This window comes from Pseudoalteromonas sp. S3785, from assembly GCF_005887365.1.
In the GTDB taxonomy this organism is placed as follows: domain Bacteria; phylum Pseudomonadota; class Gammaproteobacteria; order Enterobacterales; family Alteromonadaceae; genus Pseudoalteromonas.
Map to the genome: position 1 here is coordinate 20,148 of NZ_PNCT01000009.1, position 21,713 is coordinate 41,860.

25 protein-coding genes are annotated in these 21,713 nt (G+C 41.4%); 7 read left to right on the plus strand and 18 right to left on the minus strand.

What is annotated here, in order from left to right; genetic code table 11:
* Positions 1–4: 4 nt before the first annotated feature.
* Together CWC17_RS03010 and CWC17_RS03015 are read right to left on the minus strand one after the other, a co-directional pair.
* Positions 5–601, minus strand: a complete 597-nt coding sequence (locus CWC17_RS03010; protein ID WP_138612059.1) for a hypothetical protein — start codon at positions 599–601, stop codon at positions 5–7.
* A gap of 112 nt (positions 602–713) precedes the next feature.
* The gene (locus CWC17_RS03015) at positions 714–1,187 is read right to left on the minus strand and encodes a hypothetical protein (RefSeq protein WP_055017713.1); all 474 of its coding nucleotides are present in this window, start codon (positions 1,185–1,187) and stop codon (positions 714–716) included.
* A 181-nt stretch (positions 1,188–1,368) separates the two neighbouring features.
* On the opposite strand from CWC17_RS03015, the gene CWC17_RS03020 reads away from it, so the two are divergent.
* Entirely contained in the window at positions 1,369–1,914 is a 546-nt protein-coding gene (locus CWC17_RS03020) for a helix-turn-helix domain-containing protein (protein WP_138541535.1), read from the plus strand.
* 262 nt (positions 1,915–2,176) lie between these two features.
* Here CWC17_RS03020 and rpsQ read toward each other — a convergent pair whose 3' ends face one another.
* Genes rpsQ through rpsJ form a run of 11 tightly spaced genes read right to left on the minus strand, consistent with a single transcriptional unit; the run spans position 2,177 to position 7,144 of the window.
* Positions 2,177–2,434: a 30S ribosomal protein S17 gene (gene rpsQ, locus CWC17_RS03025; RefSeq protein WP_004588693.1), complete on the minus strand. Its 258-nt coding sequence runs from the start codon at positions 2,432–2,434 to the stop codon at positions 2,177–2,179.
* Positions 2,434–2,625 (minus strand): 50S ribosomal protein L29, encoded by a 192-nt coding sequence (gene rpmC / locus CWC17_RS03030; RefSeq protein ID WP_004588692.1) that lies wholly within the window; start codon positions 2,623–2,625, stop codon positions 2,434–2,436. The genes rpsQ and rpmC overlap by 1 nt, the downstream gene beginning before the upstream one ends.
* Positions 2,625–3,038, minus strand: coding sequence for a 50S ribosomal protein L16 (gene rplP / locus CWC17_RS03035; RefSeq protein WP_002957890.1), 414 nt, complete (start codon positions 3,036–3,038; stop codon positions 2,625–2,627). Before rplP ends, rpmC begins: the two co-directional genes overlap by 1 nt.
* Positions 3,039–3,050: 12 nt before the next feature.
* Complete coding sequence (gene rpsC / locus CWC17_RS03040) at positions 3,051–3,752, minus strand: 30S ribosomal protein S3 (protein WP_004588691.1); 702 nt, start codon at positions 3,750–3,752, stop codon at positions 3,051–3,053.
* A gap of 11 nt (positions 3,753–3,763) precedes the next feature.
* Positions 3,764–4,096 (minus strand): 50S ribosomal protein L22, encoded by a 333-nt coding sequence (gene rplV, locus CWC17_RS03045; protein WP_055016519.1) that lies wholly within the window; start codon positions 4,094–4,096, stop codon positions 3,764–3,766.
* Positions 4,097–4,110: 14 nt separating this feature from the next.
* Entirely contained in the window at positions 4,111–4,389 is a 279-nt protein-coding gene (gene rpsS / locus CWC17_RS03050) for a 30S ribosomal protein S19 (RefSeq protein WP_010376377.1), read from the minus strand.
* Between the two features lie 16 nt (positions 4,390–4,405).
* Positions 4,406–5,230 carry a 50S ribosomal protein L2 gene (rplB, locus tag CWC17_RS03055; protein WP_055017711.1) on the minus strand — a complete coding sequence of 275 codons (825 nt, stop codon included), beginning with the start codon at positions 5,228–5,230 and terminating at the stop codon, positions 4,406–4,408.
* 17 nt (positions 5,231–5,247) lie between these two features.
* Positions 5,248–5,550 carry a 50S ribosomal protein L23 gene (gene rplW / locus CWC17_RS03060; protein WP_004588687.1) on the minus strand — a complete coding sequence of 101 codons (303 nt, stop codon included), beginning with the start codon at positions 5,548–5,550 and terminating at the stop codon, positions 5,248–5,250.
* Positions 5,547–6,152 carry a 50S ribosomal protein L4 gene (gene rplD, locus CWC17_RS03065; RefSeq protein ID WP_004588686.1) on the minus strand — a complete coding sequence of 202 codons (606 nt, stop codon included), beginning with the start codon at positions 6,150–6,152 and terminating at the stop codon, positions 5,547–5,549. The genes rplW and rplD overlap by 4 nt, the downstream gene beginning before the upstream one ends.
* Before the next feature lie 17 nt (positions 6,153–6,169).
* Complete coding sequence (gene rplC / locus CWC17_RS03070) at positions 6,170–6,805, minus strand: 50S ribosomal protein L3 (protein WP_004588685.1); 636 nt, start codon at positions 6,803–6,805, stop codon at positions 6,170–6,172.
* A 27-nt stretch (positions 6,806–6,832) separates the two neighbouring features.
* Positions 6,833–7,144, minus strand: coding sequence for a 30S ribosomal protein S10 (rpsJ, locus tag CWC17_RS03075; protein ID WP_002957900.1), 312 nt, complete (start codon positions 7,142–7,144; stop codon positions 6,833–6,835).
* A 413-nt stretch (positions 7,145–7,557) separates the two neighbouring features.
* On the opposite strand from rpsJ, the gene plsB reads away from it, so the two are divergent.
* A complete protein-coding gene (plsB, locus tag CWC17_RS03080) occupies positions 7,558–9,996 on the plus strand; it encodes a glycerol-3-phosphate 1-O-acyltransferase PlsB (protein ID WP_138612060.1) in 2,439 nt (812 codons plus the stop codon).
* A gap of 131 nt (positions 9,997–10,127) precedes the next feature.
* Here plsB and tesB read toward each other — a convergent pair whose 3' ends face one another.
* A complete protein-coding gene (gene tesB, locus CWC17_RS03085; RefSeq protein ID WP_055016522.1) occupies positions 10,128–10,985 on the minus strand; it encodes an acyl-CoA thioesterase II in 858 nt (285 codons plus the stop codon).
* A 79-nt stretch (positions 10,986–11,064) separates the two neighbouring features.
* Between tesB and CWC17_RS03090 the strand changes: the two genes are divergently transcribed.
* Both CWC17_RS03090 and CWC17_RS03095 read left to right on the plus strand, forming a co-directional pair.
* Positions 11,065–11,523 (plus strand): EVE domain-containing protein, encoded by a 459-nt coding sequence (locus CWC17_RS03090; protein WP_138612061.1) that lies wholly within the window; start codon positions 11,065–11,067, stop codon positions 11,521–11,523.
* 101 nt (positions 11,524–11,624) lie between these two features.
* Positions 11,625–12,656 (plus strand): cytosolic protein, encoded by a 1,032-nt coding sequence (locus CWC17_RS03095; RefSeq protein ID WP_138612062.1) that lies wholly within the window; start codon positions 11,625–11,627, stop codon positions 12,654–12,656.
* A 2-nt stretch (positions 12,657–12,658) separates the two neighbouring features.
* Here the strand turns inward: CWC17_RS03095 and CWC17_RS03100 are convergent, their stop codons facing one another.
* Both CWC17_RS03100 and CWC17_RS03105 read right to left on the minus strand, forming a co-directional pair.
* A complete protein-coding gene (locus CWC17_RS03100) occupies positions 12,659–12,865 on the minus strand; it encodes a PLDc N-terminal domain-containing protein (protein WP_055016525.1) in 207 nt (68 codons plus the stop codon).
* Positions 12,866–12,884: 19 nt separating this feature from the next.
* A complete protein-coding gene (locus CWC17_RS03105) occupies positions 12,885–13,952 on the minus strand; it encodes a potassium channel family protein (RefSeq protein WP_138541549.1) in 1,068 nt (355 codons plus the stop codon).
* A gap of 225 nt (positions 13,953–14,177) precedes the next feature.
* Here CWC17_RS03105 and CWC17_RS03110 point away from each other — a divergent pair, with 225 nt between their 5' ends.
* Entirely contained in the window at positions 14,178–15,488 is a 1,311-nt protein-coding gene (locus CWC17_RS03110; protein ID WP_138612063.1) for a short-chain fatty acid transporter, read from the plus strand.
* A 44-nt stretch (positions 15,489–15,532) separates the two neighbouring features.
* Here the strand turns inward: CWC17_RS03110 and CWC17_RS03115 are convergent, their stop codons facing one another.
* Positions 15,533–16,549, minus strand: coding sequence for a metalloprotease (locus CWC17_RS03115; RefSeq protein ID WP_138541540.1), 1,017 nt, complete (start codon positions 16,547–16,549; stop codon positions 15,533–15,535).
* 182 nt (positions 16,550–16,731) lie between these two features.
* On the opposite strand from CWC17_RS03115, the gene CWC17_RS03120 reads away from it, so the two are divergent.
* Entirely contained in the window at positions 16,732–17,949 is a 1,218-nt protein-coding gene (locus CWC17_RS03120; protein ID WP_138541541.1) for an EAL domain-containing response regulator, read from the plus strand.
* 17 nt (positions 17,950–17,966) lie between these two features.
* On the opposite strand, the gene CWC17_RS03125 is transcribed toward CWC17_RS03120, so the two are convergent.
* Complete coding sequence (locus tag CWC17_RS03125) at positions 17,967–19,043, minus strand: CNNM domain-containing protein (protein WP_138541542.1); 1,077 nt, start codon at positions 19,041–19,043, stop codon at positions 17,967–17,969.
* Positions 19,044–19,127: 84 nt separating this feature from the next.
* Here CWC17_RS03125 and CWC17_RS03130 point away from each other — a divergent pair, with 84 nt between their 5' ends.
* Entirely contained in the window at positions 19,128–21,623 is a 2,496-nt protein-coding gene (locus tag CWC17_RS03130) for a S9 family peptidase (protein ID WP_138612064.1), read from the plus strand.
* The last annotated feature ends 90 nt before the right edge of the window (positions 21,624–21,713 follow it).

A 21,713-nucleotide genomic window follows, 5' to 3' on the forward strand; every position in this document is an offset into this window, starting at 1 on the left:
AGCACTAACTGGGGCTTTTTAATAACTGTACTTTTTGTTTGGCAATAAGTGACGCTACATATTGCTTTTCTAAATCCCACGGATGACGCTTCCAGCCTTTAAAACCAAACCCGATAATATGCACCTGTGCTTGCTGCTTTAAAAAGTACTCAATGGCTAACGTTCCCGAACTGGGTGTTATAGCTCTAAAAGCAGGTTTACCAAACGTATATAAGTGTTTTAATAATGCTGTTTTATCGTGCTGGGCGATGCGGCTCACGTTGGCGTGCGGGCTATATTTGCGCATTATTTCATCACCATGGTCAATACAGCCCCTGCGGTTAATTAGCTTATAAAAAGGTTGGGTAAATAAGCTAGGTTTTGGGTCGGTGATCATGACATTTTTCAGCTGCGTTATATCTATACCTGGAAACGCTGCGCAAAGCATTGCGCCTTGCTTACCTCTTCCTACTAGCCATAAATCAGTACATTTTTGGTCTAAGTTTGCAGGCATATTTGCACACATATTAAAGCGCACCACTCTATCAAAGCTGCTTAAGGCTTTACTTACATCCTTTTCGACGGGACCATTACCTATAATCAACACTGTTTGCTTAGTCATTTTACACTCCTTGTACCTTTAATAGCGCATACTAACGTGCCCGCTATTCTTTACCAGCAAACTTATATAAAACTTTTTTCAGCCACTCTACTGTGCGGTAAATTAGCAGGCACTACTTTTGATTTAAGGCCTGCTCTGCACGCGCTATTGATTCGTAGCGCTTGCCTGTAATTTTTATCAGCCATACTTTATCTGTAAAGGTGCGGCTTAAATACACTGTTTGCCCATTTGGGATTTGCGGCATAAAAGAAGAAATAGATTCCCACTTGCCGCCAATCTGCTCTTTTAACTTCAGGCTGGCGTTAAAGTGCGTTCCCTCTGCGTTTGGCTTTACTTCAAGCGCCGTCATTTGAGTATCATCACCAATTTCTATCATTGCACTTTTATTTAATAGCGTGAGTAGCTGAGGCTGATGCGTGGGGCTTAGGTTTTTTAAAGCCTGTTCTATTTTACTATCTACCGTAATCTCATTCTGTAATTTATAAATACTGGCTTTAATTGCAAAAACAGGCTCTGCGTAACTAGAGTTTGTAAAAAACAGTGAACTGATAAGCACTAAAATAGCACTAGTGAATTTATTAGACATATTATATCTCCTTATTAAAATCGAATTGAGCATACCTTATATTTTGTTAAAGTGAACATAAGCTATTAATATTCATAATATTCTTTATATTAATAAGCATGAATATGCGCTTTTAGGCTATTTATAAATACAAATTTTAGCGATAATAAAACGCTTAACTAATTAAATAAGAGCAAAGGGTATGCAAGCATTAGGAATGGAGTTGAAGCGCCTTAGAGCAGATAAAAAGTGGACGCAAGCTTATGCAGCCCGTGAAATTGGAATTCAACAGTCGTACCTTTCAAAGCTTGAAAATGGACAGTTTATCCCTTCAGCTGAGGTGATTGAAAAGCTTAAACTTTGCTATGGCCAAACCTGTTTTGACAAATGCCTACCTATAAATTCAGCTAAACATACGCCTTCAAACATCACTTTAATTATGAGCCTGACTTTATTTATGTGCGGGCTGATAGCGTGGTTATGTGCAACATATGAAATTTTTTATCCACAAACCTACTTCACCTATCAAGCAAAGTTAGATGACTTTTTAGCATTTAATATCACTCAGCAATACCAAGGCGAGCGCTTTATAGAGGGAGATGTGACCTATCAAATTGTAGGAGAAAGGCAGGTTAGTCGTATCGAGAACCGCTTCATAGTGGTAGGCTCTGCCGTGTGCATAGTAATATCTTTTGTTATAGCCCTGCTTTCACAAAGACACAGGTTTATTAATTTAAAACCCCGATAGTGCGTTGTAAGCAATTTTAACGTCAGCAGTGACTGTTCCCCCCTCAATTCAGCTTACTATTAATGCAGGTTGGTATTTAGACTATTGCGTATTAATGGCTCTTTTATTCTAAGAAATGCCCTAGGCTCAGGCCAAACTGCGGTGCTCATATTCACTTTGAGCAGCTTACAGCTAAAAACTTACCGCTTATCGCTTCTTTCTTTACACACAAAAAGCCCCGGCTAATGCCAGGGCTTTTTACAAAACTTACTTAATTTAAAAATTAAGCTTGTTTTGGACTAGAAACAACGTCTACTAAAGTCCAAGATTTATTCTTAGAAATTGGCGCGCATTCACGGATAGTAACTACGTCACCCGCTTTTGCTGTGTTGTTTTCGTCATGTACGTGTAGCTTAGTAGTACGTTTGATGAATTTCCCATAGATTGGGTGCTTCACGTAACGTGCGATAGCAACAGTGAAAGATTTTTCCATCTTGTCGCTTACTACACGGCCTTGAAGAGTACGAATTTTATCGCTCATTATTGACCTGCCTTCTGGTTAATAATTGTTTTTACACGCGCGATATCGCGACGTACTGTTCTTAGCGTGTGTGTCTGAGCTAACTGACCAGTGCTTGCTTGCATGCGCAGGTTAAACTGCTCACGAAGAAGTCCTAGAAGTTCAGCATTTAGCTCTTCTACGCTTTTGTCTTTTAGTTCGCTTGCTTTCATCACATTACCGTCCGAGTTACGAAAGTTGTTTTGAATGGCAGTTTACGAGCTGCAAGGTCAAATGCTTCACGAGCAAGCTCTTCAGAAACACCTTCCATTTCGTAAAGTACTTTACCAGGCTGAATTTCAGCAACCCAATATTCAACAGAACCTTTACCTTTACCCATACGAACTTCAAGAGGCTTTTCTGTGATCGGCTTGTCAGGGAAGACACGGATCCAGATTTTACCTTGACGTTTCACGTGACGCGTCATAGCACGACGAGCTGCTTCGATTTGACGAGCAGTCATGCGGCCACGACCAGTAGCTTTCAAACCGAAAGTACCGAAGCTTACTTTGTTACCGTTTTGCGCTAAACCGCGGTTGCGGCCTTTGTGCATTTTACGGAATTTTGTACGTTTTGGCTGTAACATTACTCGCTACCTCTACTTAGCACTTTTTTTGGCTTTCTTTGGTGCGCGTTTAGCTGGCTTCTCTTGCTCTTGTACTAGTGGTAAACCACCAATAACTTCGCCTTTGAAGATCCAAACTTTAACACCAATGATACCATAAGTGGTTAAGGCTTCAGAAGTTGCGTAGTCGATATCAGCACGAAGAGTATGTAGAGGTACACGACCTTCACGATACCATTCTGAACGTGCGATTTCTGCGCCGCCAAGACGACCGCTAACTTCAACTTTGATCCCTTTAGAACCGATGCGCATTGCATTTTGTACCGAACGCTTCATAGCGCGACGGAACATAACACGACGCTCTAGTTGAGAGGCAATGCCGTCTGCAACTAATTGTGCATCTAATTCTGGTTTACGTACTTCAGAAATATTAATCTGAGCAGGTACACCAGCAATCTTAGTTACCGCTTGACGTAATTTTTCTACGTCTTCGCCTTTTTTACCGATAACAACACCCGGACGAGCCGTATGAATTGTTACACGGATAGATTTAGCTGGACGCTCAATAACGATTTTAGACACAGAAGCCGCTTTTAATTCCTTAGTAAGGAAAGTACGTACTTTGTGATCGCCAAAAAGCTGATCAGAGAAATCTTTAGAACTCGCGTACCAGGTAGAAACCCAAGGTTTAGATATACCTAGGCGAATACCAGTAGGATGAACTTTTTGTCCCATTACTTATACTCCTAGCTATCTGAAACCACAACAGTGATGTGGCTTGTACGCTTAAGGATGCGGTCTGCGCGTCCTTTAGCACGTGGCATAATACGTTTCATTGTAGGACCATCGTCCACAAAAATCGTAGCTACACGAAGCTCATCAATGTCAGCACCTTCGTTATGCTCTGCGTTAGCAATAGCAGACTCAAGTACTTTTTTAACTAATACAGCCGCTTTCTTAGGGCTGTACGCCAGGATTTCTAGAGCGCGATCGACAGGTAATCCGCGGATCTGATCTGCAACTAGACGTGCTTTTTGCGCCGAACCAGAGGCGAATTTATGTTTAGCTAATGCTTGCATTTATCATTCCCCTCTTAACGTTTCTTCGCTTTCTTATCCGCAGCATGGCCGCGGTAAGTGCGAGTTGGTGCAAATTCACCCAGTTTGTGACCGATCATTTCGTCTGTGATAAACACAGGAACGTGCTGACGACCATTATGGACAGCGATGGTCAATCCGATCATGTTAGGTATGATCATTGAACGACGGCTCCAAGTTTTAATTGGCTTCTTGTCACCGCTTTCCAACGCTTTCTCTACCTTCTTCAGCAAGTGTAGGTCTATAAATGGACCCTTCTTGAGAGAACGTGGCATGGCTATTCCTCAACTATTATTTAGTACGACGACGTACGATGAATTTATCAGTACGCTTGTTCTTACGTGTCTTAGCACCTTTAGTCGGCTTACCCCATGGAGACACAGGATGACGACCACCAGATGTACGACCTTCACCACCACCGTGTGGGTGATCTACCGGGTTCATGGCAACACCACGAACTGTCGGACGGATACCACGCCAGCGATTTGCACCTGCTTTACCAAGTGAACGAAGCATATGCTCAGCATTGCCTACTTCACCAAGTGTTGCACGACAATCAGATTGTACTTTACGAACTTCGCCAGAACGAAGACGTAATGTTACGTATTGACCATCACGCGCAAGGATTTGAACGTATGCACCAGCAGAACGTGCAATTTGAGCACCTTTACCTGGTTTTAATTCTACGTTGTGAACAGTCGAACCTACAGGCATATTACGCATAGGTAATGCATTACCAGTTTTAATTGGTGCATCAACACCAGACTGGATTGCATCGCCAGCTTTTAAGCCTTTTGGTGCGATAATGTAACGACGCTCACCGTCTGCATATAATACAAGAGCGATGTTTGCGCTACGATTTGGATCATATTCTAAACGCTCAACAGTAGCAGGAATGCCATCTTTAGTACGTTTAAAATCGATTACACGGTAATGATGCTTATGACCACCACCAATGTGACGAACCGTAATACGACCGTTGTTATTACGACCACCTGATTTAGAGTTTTTCTCTAAAAGTGGAGCGTAAGGTTTACCCTTATGTAAATCTGGGTTAACCACTTTAACTAGGTGACGACGACCCGCAGAAGTTGGTTTACACTTTTGAAGTGCCATAATTCTAACTCCCCTTATTACTCGGCGCCGCCGACAAAGTCTAGCTCGCTACCTTCTTTAAGAGTAACGTAAGCTTTCTTCCAGTCGCTACGACGACCGAAACGCATGCCAGTACGTTTTGTTTTACCCTTAACGTTAAGTGTGCGAACACCCGTTACTTCTACTTCAAAAAGCTTCTCAACTGCCGCTTTAATTTCAGCTTTAGTTGCGTCATTTGTTACTTTAAAAACAATCGTGTTGTTTTCTTCAGCAGCAATTGTGCTTTTTTCAGAGATATGTGGAGCAAGGATCACTTTTAAAAGACGTTCTTCACGGATCATGCTAGCGCCTCCTCAAGTTGCTTAACAGCAGCAGCTGTAATAAGTACCTTGTCGAAAGCAATTAAGCTTACAGGATCGATACCAGCTACATCACGCGTGTCAACCTTGTACAGGTTACGTGCCGATAAGAAAAGATTTTCATCTACTTCTTCAGTCACGATAAGAACATCTTTAAGCTCAAGTTCTTTGAGCTTAGAAACTAGTTCTTTAGTTTTTGGTGCTTCTAAACCAAAGCTTTCAACAACGATTAAACGCTCTTGACGAACTAATTCAGATAAGATGCTTTTGATCGCACCGCGGTACATTTTACGGTTTACTTTTTGGCTGTGGTCTTGTGGTTTAGCTGCGAAGCTAACGCCACCTGAACGCCAAATTGGACTACGGATTGTACCAGCACGTGCACGGCCAGTACCTTTTTGAGCCCATGGTTTTTTACCACCACCGCTTACTTCAGAACGTGTCTTCTGAGCACGAGTACCTTGACGAGCACCTGCTGCGTATGCAACAACTACTTGGTGTACTAATGCTTCGTTAAACTCACGTCCAAAAGTAGCTTCAGAAACTTCAAGAGCGCCAGAAGCGTCTTTAATTGCTAATTCCATCACTAAATCTCCAGGACTTATGCTTTAACAGCTGGTTTAACGATAACGTCACCGCCGATAGCGCCAGGTACTGCACCTTTAACTAAAAGCAAGTTACGCTCAGCGTCAACGCGAACTAGTTCTAAGTTTTGAGTCGTTACACGCTCAGCACCCATATGACCGGCCATTTTCTTACCTTTAAACACCTTACCAGGTGATTGGTTTTGACCGATTGAACCAGGAGCACGGTGAGATAGAGAGTTACCATGTGTAGCGTCTTGCATGCTGAAATTCCAGCGCTTAACACCACCTTGGAAACCTTTACCTTTAGAAGTACCGGTTACGTCAACTTTGTTGATTTCGTTGAATAATTCAACAGTAAGCTCAGCGCCTACTTCAAAATCGCCTTCACCACCATTTAGGCGGAATTCCCACAGACCGCGACCCGCTTCAACACCAGCTTTAGCGAAATGACCCGCTGCTGCTTTGTTTACACGGCTTGCTTTTTTAGTGCCTGCGGTTACTTGAAGCGCGTTATAACCGTCTGTTGCGTCAGATTTGATCTGAGCAATGCGGTTAGGAGTCGCTTCGATAACTGTCACAGGGATAGATACACCATCTTCAGTGAAGATACGTGTCATACCCACTTTACGACCGACTAGACCTAATGCCATTTTCCTATAACCTCTCTAATCTTTCGATTAACCCAGGCTGATTTGAACATCAACACCAGCAGCAAGATCTAAACGCATTAATGCGTCAACAGTCTTGTCAGTTGGTTCTACGATGTCGATCAGACGTTTATGGGTGCGGATCTCGTACTGATCACGCGCATCTTTGTTTACGTGCGGTGAAGTTAGTACAGTAAAACGTTCAAAGCGTGTAGGTAGTGGGATTGGACCACGTACTTGTGCGCCTGTGCGTTTCGCAGTTTCCACGATTTCCGCCGTTGATTGGTCAATCAAACGGTGGTCAAAAGCTTTTAGGCGAATACGAATGCGTTGATTTGACATTCTTAAACCTCAATATAAAGAGCATTTAAAGAGCATAAAAAAACGACCGAAACAATCTTAATAATTAAGATGCCGGTTGTTAATTTATATCTACGATGAGTTCCAAATCGGAACTCCTGTTTATTAGCTTGAAATCCAAGCTTAATTTATCCCTTCAAGTTCCAGAGGAATCTTGAAAGCCTGCGTATTATAGTGATATTGGTGATAAATGCAACAACTAATTGCAATTTAATTACGGGGGCAAAGCTGTGCGAATAACCGCCGCCAGTTATTTATAGCTATAATTGAATTGCTCGGCACCGAATCAGTCCTAAGCTTATAATTTAACCGATTACGCAAATTACAGGATTTTATAGATATTATGGTATCCTATGCGCTAATTTTGCTTTTAATACTCTCAATATGGTGAGTCGATGCGTTTATTAAATTATTGTTTGAATTTTCTTACTAGCTGCGTAAGCCGTGTTTTGGTAAAAAGTAAGGTCCTTCCCCAAAGCCCAATAGAACAATATGACCTAAATCCGGAGCATCCTACTTTTTATATAGTTCGGTTAAATTCGCGCTTCGATTTAGCTGCCCTTACTAATGTATGTAAAAAGCATGGCTTGCCTAACCCATGCGACTATCAGACTCTAGGAAACCAAGAGCTTGAACGTTTTATAGGTATTAAAAACCCACCACCGTTATTTGGCGATACCGCCAAGCCGACTGCGGCCCTGTCTCAGGGTAAACAAATAATTGAACATTTACTAAATAGCGGCCAAAAGAATGTACAGGTGGTGCCAGTCACTATTTTATGGGGACGCGACCCAGGTAAAGAAAAGCCGGGAATTCGTACCTTAATTACCCACTCGCTTACGCCTAGCTGGTTTAGAAAGTTTTTTGTTGTGCTTTTTTCTGGGCGCGATAATTTTATTCGCTTTAGCCAACCGCTCGATTTATCACTTATTGTGAATGAAAAAGCCGATGTTAACGAGCTACCACAAAAACTATTGCGTGTTGCTCGTGTGCACTTTAAGCGTCAAAAACTGGCCGCTACCGGCCCTAAAATGCCCTCGCGTGAGCAATTATTTAACTCACTTTTAGCTTCACCTACTATAAAAAAAGCGATTCAAGATGAAGCAAAGTCAAAAGGGATAAGTCAAGCAGAAGCACGCCAAAACGCGTTAAAACTACTAGATGAAATAGCGGCTAATTATTCTGAGGCGATGATACGCGTAGGCGACAGAATTTTAACCTGGCTATGGACTAAGCTCTACAACGGTATAGATATAAAGTACACCGAGCAAATCCATGAGCTTACTAATAAAGGTCACGAGATAATCTATATGCCGTGCCATCGTAGCCACATGGATTATTTGTTACTTACCTATGCTATATACCACCAAGGTTTGGTGCCGCCGCATATTGCCGCGGGTATTAATCTTAACTTTTTCCCTGCCGGCGGTATTTTTCGTCGTTCAGGGGCATTTTTTATTCGCCGCTCGTTTGCCGGTAATAAACTTTACTCTGCCGTATTTAAAGAATATTTAAGCCAGCTATTTATTAAAGGCTACTCAGTTAAGTTTTACACTGAGGGTGGGCGCAGCCGCACTGGCCGATTACTACCGCCAAAAACCGGTATGCTTGCGATGACGTTGCAAGCCATGCTACGCGGCATAGATCGCCCTGTATCTATTGTGCCGGTATACATTGGCTACGAACATGTGATGGAAATTAATACTTATTTAAAAGAGCTTGCCGGTAAAGATAAAAAAGGCGAGTCAGTTTTTGGTATTTTTAAAGCCATTAAAAACCTTAAAAACTATGGCCGTGGTTACCTAAATTTTGGCGACCCTATTTCTATCAACCAATACTTAAACGATAACCAACCTGATTGGCGCGATGCTGTACATCCAACTGATGTACAAAAGCCACAATGGCTAGGTCCACAAGTGGCGGCGCTTGCCGACCAAGTAATGGTAAAAATTAATAATGCTGCAGCTCTTAATGCTGTGAATTTACTGGCTATGATTTTGCTAGTTAACGACAAGCACGCACTAAGTAAACCTAAGCTATTAGCACAGCTTGATTTTTACCTGCGCTTACAACGCGATGCAAGCTATAGTAATAAAGTAACGGCACCCGATGAAACACCAGAGCAGCTATTAACACACGCTATTAAGCTTAATAAGTTTGATGTTATTAGCGATGAATTTGGTGAAATTATTGCAATTAACGATAAAGAAAAAACTTTATTTAACTATTACCGTAATAATATTTTGCACTTATTTGCCGTGCCAAGCCTGATTGCTTTGCACTTATTTAAGCAACACAGTAGTACGGTTGAGCAATGCCAAAAGCTTGTTTCTGCTTTTTACCCTTTATTTGCCAAAGAGTGGTATTTACAGCCACTTGATGAAAACTACATTACGCGTATTTTGGCCAACTTTAGCGATCAAAACTTAATTGAGCTTGATGGCGATACTATTCATGTAACTAACACGAATGATTCGTTAGCCAAGCTTGAAATGCTAGGAAGGTCGCTTAGCTTTACGTTGCAACGCTACGCTATTGTTGTGGGCTTTATTCAAACCAGTAACGGTATTGAAAAGGCTGAGCTTGAGCGAGAAAGCCAAGTGCTGGCAAACCGTTTGGGCACCTTGCATGGTATAAAAACACCAGAGTTTTTTGATAAAAAAGTGCTGGTAAGCTTTATAGACAATTTACGCGGTGAGCTGTTAATTACCGATGGTGAGAATGGTATTCACGGCAGCACACAGCTGTGCGAAATATACATGTACTTAAAAACCTTGCTACCGGCTCGTATATGGCAATCGGTTAGCGACATAGTGCAAGATCAATGTAACTAACGCTAAACATATTAACTAAATACCATTAAAAAGCCTCAATATTCAAAATATTGAGGCTTTTTTTGTAAGTTTCGTTATTTAACCTAAGCGCTCACAGCGCACTATAAATAATAGTAAATAGCGTTATTAACTTAGCGCTGGCGCATCACCCCTTCTTGAATAGTTGATGCGACTAAATTGCCTTGGCGGTCAAAAAACTGGCCTCTCACTAAGCCTCGCCCAGAGCTAGCGCTTGGGCTGTCTATGGTGTATAAAATCCAATCGTCCATTCTAAATGGGCGGTGGAACCACATCGCATGGTCAATCGTTGCCACCTGCATATTTGGCTGCATAAACGATACGCCATGCGGCTGTAATGCAGTAGGTAAAAACTCAAAGTCAGAGGCATACGCTAATAAGTAATTATGAATGCGTTGGTCATCTGGCATATCGCCATTGGCTTTAATCCAAATATGTTTTACTGGTTCAATAACCTCAGGTTTAAACGGATTATGAAAAGTCACCGGGCGCATTTCAATGGGCATTTCCCGTATAAATTTATTACGAATAGCCTCGGGTATGTGATGGGCGTTTTCTTGGTAAAACTCAAGCGATGAGCGCAGTTCTTCAGGGGGCGGTACATTAGGCATAGTTGCTTGATGCGATAAGCCGTCTTCTTCCCCTTGAAACGATGCGGTCATATAAAAAATCGGTTTACCATATTGAATGGCGCTCACACGTCGAGTACTAAAACTTTTACCATCGCGTATAGTTTCTACATCATAAACAATCGGCTTTGCCGCATCGCCAGGGCGTAAAAAGTAAGAGTGTAATGAATGAACAACGCGTCCTTTTGGTAGTGTTTCTTTTGCTGCAGATAATGCCTGCCCCATAACTTGACCACCAAATACCGCTCTAAACCCTAAATCCTGGCTTTGACCGCGATATAAACCCTGTTCAATTTCTTCAAGTGACAATAACGACAATAAATCATCTAATACTTGGCTCATTTGCTGTTCTCTCAATCCCCAGATAAGTTAATGATACTATACAATACATGTATGTAAATCTAACTAAATGAGTAAGGCTATGAATTATTGGCTATTTAAAACTGAGCCCGATGCTTTTTCGATTGATGATTTAAAAAAAGCGCCACTGCAAACCACCTTGTGGGAAGGTGTGCGTAATTACCAAGCACGTAACTTTATGCGCGATGATATAAAACTAGGAGACTTAGTATTCATTTATCACTCTAGTTGTAAACACGTAGGCGTTGTGGGTATAGCAACCGTTACTAAAGAATCTTATCCCGATCCAACCCAGTTTGATTTAAATAGCGATTATTACGATGCAAAAGCGACGCCCGATAACCCTCGCTGGTTTGCTGTTGAGGTAACCTATAAATGCCATTTAAATAAACGGGTTAGTTTAAAAGACATTAAAGCTAACGAGGCAATTAACGAACTAGCCCTTAAAAAGGCGGGCCGACTGTCGGTAATGCCAGTCACTCAAAACGATTGGGAGCAAATAATAGCTATGAGCAATTAGCCATAACAATACCCGAACGTTTAAGAGGGTAGTTTTGACTATGTTTGACCTCATTTAGCCGTGTTTGATACGATCCCCCGCGAGTTATAATTGGGGGATTAATGAAACTACTGTATTGGTTAGATGAATGGTTAACGCTTTGCCGTGATGAACAACAAACTAGGCTGCCCATGTCTGGCAGTGACCTACTCGGCGATGTGTACGTAAAATACGAATTTGTTGATTTAAATAAGCCCCTGCTTTTTACTTTCTCACCCGCGGGCACCAACCTCAAAGAACACGATCTAACCGATGACTTTGCCCCTTGGGGCTATCACTTAGCGCAAAAACAAAATGTTAATATTATTGCGTTTCAGCATTTAGGCAAAAGTAATTGGTTTAGAAGCCGTAATTTAATTTTCTTTTTAGAGCAGTTATCGACACTACTTAGCCCATTCAAGAGCCGATTAGGCTATGGCCTTAGCCGCGGTGGTTTTGCTGTGGGTGCATTTGCTAAATTATTAAAGCTTGATCAAGTACTATTTTTTCACCCAGTTAGCACCAAAAACACTGAAATAGTGCCGTGGGATAACCGCTCAAGCACTGAGCTTGCGCAGCAGTTTGATTGGCAAAGTGAATATAACGATGTTGATTTAGGCCATGCTAAGGGTTACATAATTTATGACCCCACCAATAAAATAGACCGCTTACATGCAAAACGATACCCTCAACTTACTCATTTACGTGTATTTGGTATGGGGCACGGCACTCATGCCAGCTACCTCACTAAGTTTGGCTTTTACAAACAAGTAGCCGTTGATTTTATTCGCCACCAGCAAATTGATATAGCGCAGTTTCGTTTGCAAACTAAAACCTTGCGACTAAAGGAGGAGTATTACCAAAGCCTAAATAAAGCAAACGCGAGCTCGCCTCACCGCTTGGCGTTATTAAGTACGGCACATCAAATTTTAGCAGATGAAAAAGAAGAGCATGTGCAAGAGCATCAGGCCAAAATAGATATTCAGCCACTGATTGACGTGGCTCTTAAACATCAAGATGAACACCCAAATGATGCTATTCAGTTATTAGAAGTTGCTCAACAAATCGTGCCGGATGACCCGCTGGTTGAGCACAAACTCAAACAGCTAGAATAGGCCTACGATGGTTTATTCTTCTTTCTTTTTTTATGCCCCTGCTTGGGCACAATAGTAAAATACATAAAAAGCCCCAACCACGAAAAAATAATTACGCCTAATAACCAACCATTTTTTTCGTGGCCTTGGGTACGCTTACTATTAACCACAATTACCACGGGTAAAATATAAGCACTTAAAATAATTATTAAAAATACTACTTCATTCATTATTTAATCTAGGCCTTGGTTATTTTGCCAAGCTTTGCCAATCAACTTCATTTGTTAGCACACGCTCAAGAGCAATATAATGAAGTATATCGCCTGCATTTACTTTGTAATCAAGCGGTGGGTTTAAATCCATATTTTGCGCGCTTAAATTGTGCGCTACCCCTAACAAAATCGCATTATAGTCATGCTTAAAATGGTGAAACAAAGTACCAAACTCCATTTCATCACACCCACTAGGAATAGCTAAACTAAACTGCGTGTCGCCATGTAACGTAGATAATAGCTCTTCTTGTACACGGCTAGAACCAGGGTCTTGCATTGAGCGCACTAAAATCTCAGCCGACTTAGCACTGCTACATTCCACATTTTGGCAGTGCTCTAGTAGCATATCGACCTTAGTTTCATCTAAGAAATGCGCACTAATGTGACATTCACTTTTGACTAAGCGGCTAATACGCAATGCTGTTGTAAATGTTTGGTTGTCATCTTGCCCATCAATAATAATTTTGTCGGCACGATTTATAGCAACACGTTCAAGTTCTTCTAAATCGGTAAAACTGGTAAGGCGGGCAAAGTCGACATTTTCGTTGGTTAAAAATGGGTGCTCCATTTGCTCAGTTACCGCCAATAAAATACGGCGATCAGTACGTTTAGTATCGGCAAGAATATAATCAATCATTTTTTTTGTTCGGGTATCGTGCCAGCCAAAAATAATAATATGGTTGTTACTGTGAGCAAAGTTTTTATCACCAGTCATAGCGCGCCTAATTAAGTAAGTCACTGTTTGCCCTGTTTTTCCTAACAGAACGCCAAATAAAGCTAATCCAAACGGAATTTGTATTAATGCCACCACCCAACGACCTAGCTCGCTAGTTGGACTAAAATCGCCATAACCCACAGTTGAAGTAGTGACTGTATAGTAGTAAAAGTAGGTTGCAAACGAAGTAAGCGCTTGCTCATTTGCAATGAGCAGTAGCCCCCAAGTCACTAACATATGAGCAAGTATTGCGAGCATCACCGCTTGCCAACTCAGCTGATCGATATGAGCACGAAGAAGTAGCGTTAGCCTCTTAAATATTCCCAGCATAATACAAATTTTTGTTAGTAAATTATCTATAAACAGTACGTTACTGTAAGCCATGCATTTAAGCAACGTTTAAGCTTTTAAGTAAGATCTGTAAACCGCTGTAGATTACAGCTTTCCCACCCTAGAAAATAAGCAGACCCTACAAATATAAGACTAAATGTGGGTTTGCTAATACCTTCATAGCATGATTAATTATAAGAGGACGAAAAAACATACAGACACATTATGCTTAATAAAATTGCCACACCGTTTACCAAATTAGTAGAGCGCTACTTACCCGACCCTTTTATATTTGTAATATTGCTAAGCATTATTACCTTGCTAGGGGCATGCCTATTTACTCCTGCCACAAGTATTGAAGTTATCAACGCATGGGGTAATGGTTTTTGGAACCTACTAAGCTTTGCTATGCAAATGCTGTTAGTGCTAATCACAGGCTATATGCTGGCAAGTACATCGCCTGTAAGTAAACTATTAGAAAAACTAGCTACACTTGCCAATACTCCGCCAAAAGCAATAATTTTAGTCACGCTTATTTCGTTATTAGCAAGTTGGTTAAATTGGGGGTTTGGCTTAGTGATTGGCGCTTTATTTGCTAAAGCCATTGCTAAGCAAACCAAGGTTGATTACAGGCTGTTAGTCGCCAGTGCCTATTCGGGTTTCGTAGTATGGCATGGCGGTTTAGCCGGCTCTATACCGCTCACTATAGCCACGCAAGGCCACTTTTCACAAAGTAGCATTGGTATAATTGGTACTGAACAAACCCTGTTTGCTGGTTTTAACATAGCCATACTCATTGGCTTATTTATCATTATGCCGCTGGTTAACCGCTACATGCTACCCAGTAATAAAAACAGCGTGTATGTAGACCCTGCGCTAATAAAAGAGATCCCCGCTAATAATGAAAATGTAACCCGCCCTGCTCAACATTTAGAACACAGTAAACTGCTAGGCATAGCAATTGGCTTGCTCGGTCTGTGTTATTTGGCGTATTACTTTGTAATTGCAGGCGGTAGCTTAAATCTTAATAGCGTTATAGCAGTGTTTTTGTTTTTAGCCATTACATTACACCAAACACCCCATAACTTACTTAATAGCTTACAACAAGCAATTCCTAGCGGCGCAGGTATTGTTATTCAATTTCCGTTTTATGCAGGTATTATGGCCGTTATGGTCGACAGCGGTTTAGCCCAGCAAATATCGCGTGGTTTTATTGCCGTAGCAGATGCCGATAGCTTGCCATTTTTTAGCTTTATAAGTGCAGGCCTAGTAAATATGTTTGTACCTTCTGGCGGCGGGCAATGGGCAGTACAAGCACCTATTGTTATACCCGCAGCACAAGAGCTGGGCGCCGATATATCACGCGTTGCTATGGCTGTTGCGTGGGGTGATGCGTGGACTAATCTAATACAACCTTTTTGGGCATTACCTGTACTGGCAATAGCCGGCTTAAAAGCAAAAGATATTATGGGGTTTTGTGTAGTGCAGCTATTTGTTACAGGGGTGTTCATATCACTCGTGTTGAGCTTTTACTAAACCCTCATTACGCGCAGTATTTAGGGATACTGCGCGTATAACTATTAACTCGATAAAATAGTCATCGGCAGGCTAAGTATTGGATTCTCTGAATCGGCAAAGTGCATCATTACTGCCACATGGCCTGCAACTACAATAGCGTACATAGCAGCTGAAAAACCTTGGCCGTATTTATCAAGCGGCAATAAATGCGAGTAATGTCGGCCTCGCCATTCAAACACAATTTCCAGTGCGCCAACAAACAAAAAGAACACCAGTAACATTAAGCCAAATGTATAACTAAGCCATAAGCCAAATAACACACCGAGTAAACACACACTTAAACCGACCCAAGAGCGCATTGAAAAGCTGATACTTTTTAGTACATGGCCGCCATCAAGCGGTAAAATAGGCAAAAGGTTAAACAAATTCAATAAGGCACTGAGTACTGCAACGCCGGCAAATATATCCATTTCAGTGGCGTAATAAAGCACTACACCCAGCACTGATGTAAACAAACCAAAGGCTGGCCCCATGAGGGATATAACTACATCTTGCCAGCGTGTTGTTATTTTATCGTCACTTACAGCCAACCCGCCTACAAAGGGAATAAGGTAAATACCCTTGGTTTTAATGCCAAAATATTTCATGGCCCTAACGTGCCCGTACTCATGTACCACTAAACAGGCAATTAGCATTAATGCAAATTCAATACTGAATAACCAGGCATAGCCGGCAACCGATGCACCGGCCAGTGCCACTTTAATTACTTTTGCACTTTTAAATAACTTAAAGCCCAGTGCCGCGAGCCCTAAAAAGCCTTTTTTGGGCTGGCTATTTACCGGCGCAGGTAAAGCAAGCTGTGTAGCAAACACACCATCTACAAATAACGAAAGTGATTGCTCCTGAATCTGCGAGCTATCTATACCTATTCTTTGGTTAGATAAAGCAAATTCAACATAATTATCCTTAGGGTTTTCAAATGCTATAGCTTGTTGATTATGGAATATTTGTACTATTTTTTGCCCAGATACCATAAGGGTTAATGGTTGCTCTGCAAGCATGAGGTCGATTTTTATCATGACTAAAACCAGTTAAAACAATAGCGCTAGTATACCGATGAATTAAAAAAACACGAATTGCTACAGACTATAAGCACAATAGCACTAGGAAGTTAAAAATTTATATAAAACTAAGCTGACAAAAGGCTGATCAGAAGCTACTTTTACAGTACTAATATATTAAGTAGTTACAAGGATAGAGCATGTCGATTTCGGTACCCAATATTTTAGTTGTGGATGACTCTAAGGCGATTTTAATTGTTATGGAGGCCATTTTAAATGAGCTAGGAGTCTCGAATAAAGTTACAAAATGCCTGAGTGCTCAGCAAGCGCTGACTCATGTAACTGACGATATAAACTTTTACGACATTGTATTTACAGACCTAAACATGCCCGAAATGGATGGTATGGAGTTTATAAGAAAACTAGGCGAGCTTAATTTTACAGGCGCAGTAGTTATAATTTCGGAAATGGATCACAAGGTTATTAATCTAGCTGCTAATTTAGCGCGTCATAGCAATATTCATTTAGTTGCAAATTTAGCTAAACCCGTGCAACTTAGCCATGTAAAAACTGTTTTACAAAAAGCAAAACACTTAGCCGTGCACAATGAACATTCCCATACTTCTATCTCAGAAAAAGCATTGCATGAGGCAATCAAATCAAACGAAATAACCCCTTATTATCAGCCAAAAATAAATTCTCAAACCAGTGAAATAGAAAGCATTGAAGTGTTAGCACGTATAGTTAAAACCCATACAGGCGAGATCATCGCGCCTAGCCGGTTTATTTCATTATCGGAGCAAACAGGGTTAATTAATCAAATTACTTTTAGCTTGTTTGAACAAGCCACCAGCGATTTAAAAGCCATACGCACAAGTATTGCCGCGCACCTAAAACTGGCTTTTAACCTATCACCTACGCAATTAGATGATTTAAGCTGCCCTAATAAGTTGATGCTTATTTTGCAACTCAATGAGCTTTCACCTAGTGATATTATTTTAGAGATAACCGAGCAACACGCGCTGTCTAGCCTTTCTCAGCTAGAAACACTAAACAGATTAAGAATGCATGGCTTTGGCATATCATTGGATGACTTTGGTGTGGGTTTTACCAACATTAACCAGCTTAAACGCCTGCCTTTTACTGAAATAAAAATTGACCGTACACTCATTAGCAATATTGAAACAGATAAGTTTTCGCAAGTAGTGGTGAGCTCACTCGTTGATATTGCATGTCAAGAGCAACTAGCCCTGGTGGCTGAGGGGGTTGAGCGCGCAGAGGAGTCACTCTATTTAAAAAATTACCGTACTAATTTAGCCATGCAAGGATTTTTATTTACCTGCCCTAAAGCCAAAGACGAATTTATAGAATGGGCAATAAATTGGGTAAATAGCACGGGGGGCACAATTAAACGCTAGCCTTCTCCCCGAGGTAACTAGTTTTTATCTCGGGGCGAATTATCATCTTCACTTACTATATGCTTACTGCTTGCTAAACGTTGTCGCCAGCGCTGCTTAGCAACCACACGCATATTGGTCGATTGGTCACGTTCATCAACAATTTCTAGCCCCATAAGTGCTTCTATCATATCCTCTAGGGTTACAATGCCTTGTACATCACCGTATTCATCAACAATTAAACATATGTGAGTGCGCTGCTTAAGCAAGGTTTGTAGTAACGACGACACATTATGCCCTTCGGGCACCGTATGGATAGGCTTAACTAATTTACTAATTTTATAGTCGGTGCCTAAGCGATGATAGGCCAGCATAATATCGTTTTTATGCACAAAGCCGATAATGTCATCAGCGTCTTTATCAAACACCAACACCCGCGAAAACGATGACGAGCCGTGCTCGCTCATGTATTGATCGACTGTTAACCCTTTATGTACTTTATAAAGCACAGTGCGCGGCGTCATTAAATCGCTTAATTTAGCATGCCTAAAGTGTAAAAGGTTGCGAATGATTTCAGACTCATCTTCATGGATCGCCCCTGTTTCGGTGCCTATATCTGCCATGGCTTCTATTTCTTGGCGAATATAAAAAGCCTCATCGTGCTTAGCCCCCATTAAATTAGTGAGCTTTTGGGCGAACCACACAAATGGCTTTAGCGATATCACTAAAAAACGTAAAGAGTAAGTGACGCTAGGCGTTAAAGCACGCCAATAGTTGGCCCCTAACGTTTTGGGAATAATCTCTGAAAGTACCAATACTAAGAGTGTCATTATCGCAGAGGCAATACCAACCGCCGCATCTGAAAAAACCACAGCCGCTTGCGCGCCCACGCCAGCAGCTCCCGCAGTATGAGCAACAGTGTTGAGCGTTAGTATTGCAGCAAGCGGTTGATCTACATTATTTTTTAGCTTTTCTAGTTGCTTAGCAAGTTCAGGTTGGTTTTTACGTAAAAGCGCCACGTAACTTGGCGAAATACTCAACAACACTGCTTCCATAACAGAACATAAAAAAGAAATGACGATGGCAGCAACCATGTACACAATCAGTAAAGTCACTTTTTCTCCGATGAGTTGAACATATGGGCATGGTAACAATACATGCTATATTTGGCCAAATAACTATCAATAATAGGCACAAATATGAGAATTAGCTCACCTTGGACCACAAAAAATAAATTACTAAAACAAGCAGCTACCTTTTTTGCTCTTGGCAGCTTGAGTTTGACTGCAATAGCAGCCCCGCTTGATAAATCAAATATCGAGTTTATTGGCCCTTTAGGCGAAAACATGCAAGTTAAGCCATTTCAAACGCCACACGGCCAAGCCATTATTAATAACTTATTAGAGCAGCTGCAGCGTAATACGCAAAGCGTGTCTGTCTTTGGTAAAAAGCATAGCTGGCAGCCGTTTAATAAAGTAAACGCACTGACTTTAGGTGGCCTACAAGCGCTTAAGTTCAATATCGAAACAAGGCGCTTTAGCCAAGGCACATTAACGATAAAAGGGATAGAGAACGCTCAGTTGTTTATCGATGCTAAGCTTCAAAAAGGGGATAACCACACTTATTCTTTATCGTTAACGAATGGCTCTCATAGTGTGATTTTAGTCGCGCAACAAGTAGCTAACTGGAACAACGTTTCCCTCGATTTTAAACCCAACGCCGACAGTGACAACATTACAATTAACACCTCTACAACTCGGCGACTTTCTGCCGTTCAGCTTTTTGATGCCCCCACGGTTAGTGGGCTTTCTTTAGCGCCCGATGCTAAACAATATGTTACCAGCACACGCAGCTATTCAAATAAAACAACTAACCAGGCAAACGTGGTAACCGAGCTTAAAAATAGCCAAAATCAAACCTTGTATCGCTTTGAAGGCCAACAGCCAAGCAATATAGCGTGGAGCCCCGATAATAAATTTTTAGTTTATACGTTAGGGAATGATCTAAAACAGCTAAACCGTAAAAACCTCAGTATTAAAACCTTAGCCGAAGGGCTAGAAGGCGCGAGTAACTTTAATTTTTATGATAACAGCAGCCTCATTTTCAGTTGGTCTAAATCACCCGAAGACAACAACAGCTTAACTAAGCATTACAAGGGGCTTCAAGATAGGTGGTCATACGCACGAAACGTAAGCCAACTTTATATGCTAGATACACACAGCGGCTTAATTAAAGCGCTTAGCCAAGGGCCAATTTCGCATAGCTTTGAAGATGCGCACACTAATCGTGGCAAGGTACTCATGAGTCGCCAAGTTATGGTTATGCAAGCCAGCACCCATCCAGAAACTGAACTGATGGAGCTTGACTTAGAATCGAACAAAATAATGTCTTTTGGTAAATTTAAAACCTTTAATCATGCAAAGTACGCCAACAAAGATGTGTACGTTGTTGCTGGCCCAGACTTTAAAAATGGCGCAGGCCGCGCCCTTCCAAAAGGGATGTTAGCTAATAATTACGACGGTCAGTTGTACTTACTTAGCGATAACGGTAAAAACGTAAAAGCGCTAAGTAAACAGTTTGACCCCGCTATAGATGAATTACATGTGCTTGATAACGGCGATGCGCTTATAAAAGTAACCGAGCAAGATACCCAACCTTTGTATTTATTCGACTTAAGCAAACAGCGCTTTAAAAAGCTTAATACAGGTCTAGATATCGTCGAGCAGTTTAGCTATTCGCGCGAGAGAAACCCGCAAGTACTTCTTAGCGGTACCACAGCATCTACGCCGCAGCAACTTAAACGCTTAAATATTAGTAAAAACAAAACAGATCTTATTTGGGATTCTAAGCCGCTTGCTTACGCTAATACACAAATCCCAACCCTAGAAGAGTTTAATTTCACAAATAAAGACGGCGTAGAAATAACAGGGCGTGTATACCTACCTACTAACCTAGATAAAACTAAAAAACACCCTGCACTTGTATATTACTACGGCGGTACTTCACCTGTTACTCGTGGCTTTACAGGTCGATACCCGTTCAACTTATGGGCAGAAAATGGCTATGTTGTTTATGTATTACAGCCCACAGGAGCAACAGGGTTTGGACAAAAGTTCTCTGCACAGCACGTCAACGCCTGGGGCGATTATACCGCTAGCGATATAATACAAGGAACCCAAGCCTTTTTGAAAAAATACGATTTTGTTGATAGCAAAAAAGTGGGTAATTTAGGCGCCTCATACGGGGGGTTCATGACCATGCTACTTGCTACCAAAACAGACATGTTTAGTGCATCTATTGCACACGCGGGCATATCAAACTTAACCTCATATTGGGGCGAAGGTTGGTGGGGGTATTTATACTCAGGCGAAGCCTCTAAAAATAGCTTTCCATGGAATAACGCTAAACTGTACAGCGATCACAGCCCTGTATTTCATGCCGATAAAGTAACAACACCTTTGCTGCTTTTACATGGCGATAGCGATACCAATGTACCTATTGGCGAGAGTTTAACCATGTATACTGCCTTAAAGCTCTTAAATAAAGATGTAGATCTAATTGAATACAAAGGCGCCGACCATCAAATTTTTGCTCGTGATAAGCGCTTTGATTGGTGGAACACTATGCTTGCTTATTTTGATAAACATCTAAAAGGCGAACCACAGTGGTGGGATGCTATGTACTCAGATAAGTAACACAGCGCTCAGCACATTTTACTAGGTGTGCTGAGCTTAACCCCATAAACAGGTGCTTTATGAGGCGCCTTTTATATTTGAAACATAAAG

Excerpts from the sequence above, each read along its gene's own strand:
- CWC17_RS03010 (WP_138612059.1), bottom strand. The coding sequence starts at position 601 with ATGACTAAGCAAACAGTGTTGATTATAGGTAATGGTCCCGTCGAAAAG.
- CWC17_RS03015 (WP_055017713.1), bottom strand. The coding sequence starts at position 1,187 with ATGTCTAATAAATTCACTAGTGCTATTTTAGTGCTTATCAGTTCACTG.
- CWC17_RS03020 (WP_138541535.1), top strand. The coding sequence starts at position 1,369 with ATGCAAGCATTAGGAATGGAGTTGAAGCGCCTTAGAGCAGATAAAAAG.
- rpsQ (WP_004588693.1), bottom strand. The coding sequence starts at position 2,434 with ATGAGCGATAAAATTCGTACTCTTCAAGGCCGTGTAGTAAGCGACAAG.
- rpmC (WP_004588692.1), bottom strand. The coding sequence starts at position 2,625 with ATGAAAGCAAGCGAACTAAAAGACAAAAGCGTAGAAGAGCTAAATGCT.
- rplP (WP_002957890.1), bottom strand. The coding sequence starts at position 3,038 with ATGTTACAGCCAAAACGTACAAAATTCCGTAAAATGCACAAAGGCCGC.
- rpsC (WP_004588691.1), bottom strand. The coding sequence starts at position 3,752 with ATGGGACAAAAAGTTCATCCTACTGGTATTCGCCTAGGTATATCTAAA.
- rplV (WP_055016519.1), bottom strand. The coding sequence starts at position 4,096 with ATGCAAGCATTAGCTAAACATAAATTCGCCTCTGGTTCGGCGCAAAAA.
- rpsS (WP_010376377.1), bottom strand. The coding sequence starts at position 4,389 with ATGCCACGTTCTCTCAAGAAGGGTCCATTTATAGACCTACACTTGCTG.
- rplB (WP_055017711.1), bottom strand. The coding sequence starts at position 5,230 with ATGGCACTTCAAAAGTGTAAACCAACTTCTGCGGGTCGTCGTCACCTA.
- rplW (WP_004588687.1), bottom strand. The coding sequence starts at position 5,550 with ATGATCCGTGAAGAACGTCTTTTAAAAGTGATCCTTGCTCCACATATC.
- rplD (WP_004588686.1), bottom strand. The coding sequence starts at position 6,152 with ATGGAATTAGCAATTAAAGACGCTTCTGGCGCTCTTGAAGTTTCTGAA.
- rplC (WP_004588685.1), bottom strand. The coding sequence starts at position 6,805 with ATGGCATTAGGTCTAGTCGGTCGTAAAGTGGGTATGACACGTATCTTC.
- rpsJ (WP_002957900.1), bottom strand. The coding sequence starts at position 7,144 with ATGTCAAATCAACGCATTCGTATTCGCCTAAAAGCTTTTGACCACCGT.
- plsB (WP_138612060.1), top strand. The coding sequence starts at position 7,558 with ATGCGTTTATTAAATTATTGTTTGAATTTTCTTACTAGCTGCGTAAGC.
- tesB (WP_055016522.1), bottom strand. The coding sequence starts at position 10,985 with ATGAGCCAAGTATTAGATGATTTATTGTCGTTATTGTCACTTGAAGAA.
- CWC17_RS03090 (WP_138612061.1), top strand. The coding sequence starts at position 11,065 with ATGAATTATTGGCTATTTAAAACTGAGCCCGATGCTTTTTCGATTGAT.
- CWC17_RS03095 (WP_138612062.1), top strand. The coding sequence starts at position 11,625 with ATGAAACTACTGTATTGGTTAGATGAATGGTTAACGCTTTGCCGTGAT.
- CWC17_RS03100 (WP_055016525.1), bottom strand. The coding sequence starts at position 12,865 with ATGAATGAAGTAGTATTTTTAATAATTATTTTAAGTGCTTATATTTTA.
- CWC17_RS03105 (WP_138541549.1), bottom strand. The coding sequence starts at position 13,952 with ATGCTGGGAATATTTAAGAGGCTAACGCTACTTCTTCGTGCTCATATC.
- CWC17_RS03110 (WP_138612063.1), top strand. The coding sequence starts at position 14,178 with ATGCTTAATAAAATTGCCACACCGTTTACCAAATTAGTAGAGCGCTAC.
- CWC17_RS03115 (WP_138541540.1), bottom strand. The coding sequence starts at position 16,549 with ATGATAAAAATCGACCTCATGCTTGCAGAGCAACCATTAACCCTTATG.
- CWC17_RS03120 (WP_138541541.1), top strand. The coding sequence starts at position 16,732 with ATGTCGATTTCGGTACCCAATATTTTAGTTGTGGATGACTCTAAGGCG.
- CWC17_RS03130 (WP_138612064.1), top strand. The coding sequence starts at position 19,128 with ATGAGAATTAGCTCACCTTGGACCACAAAAAATAAATTACTAAAACAA.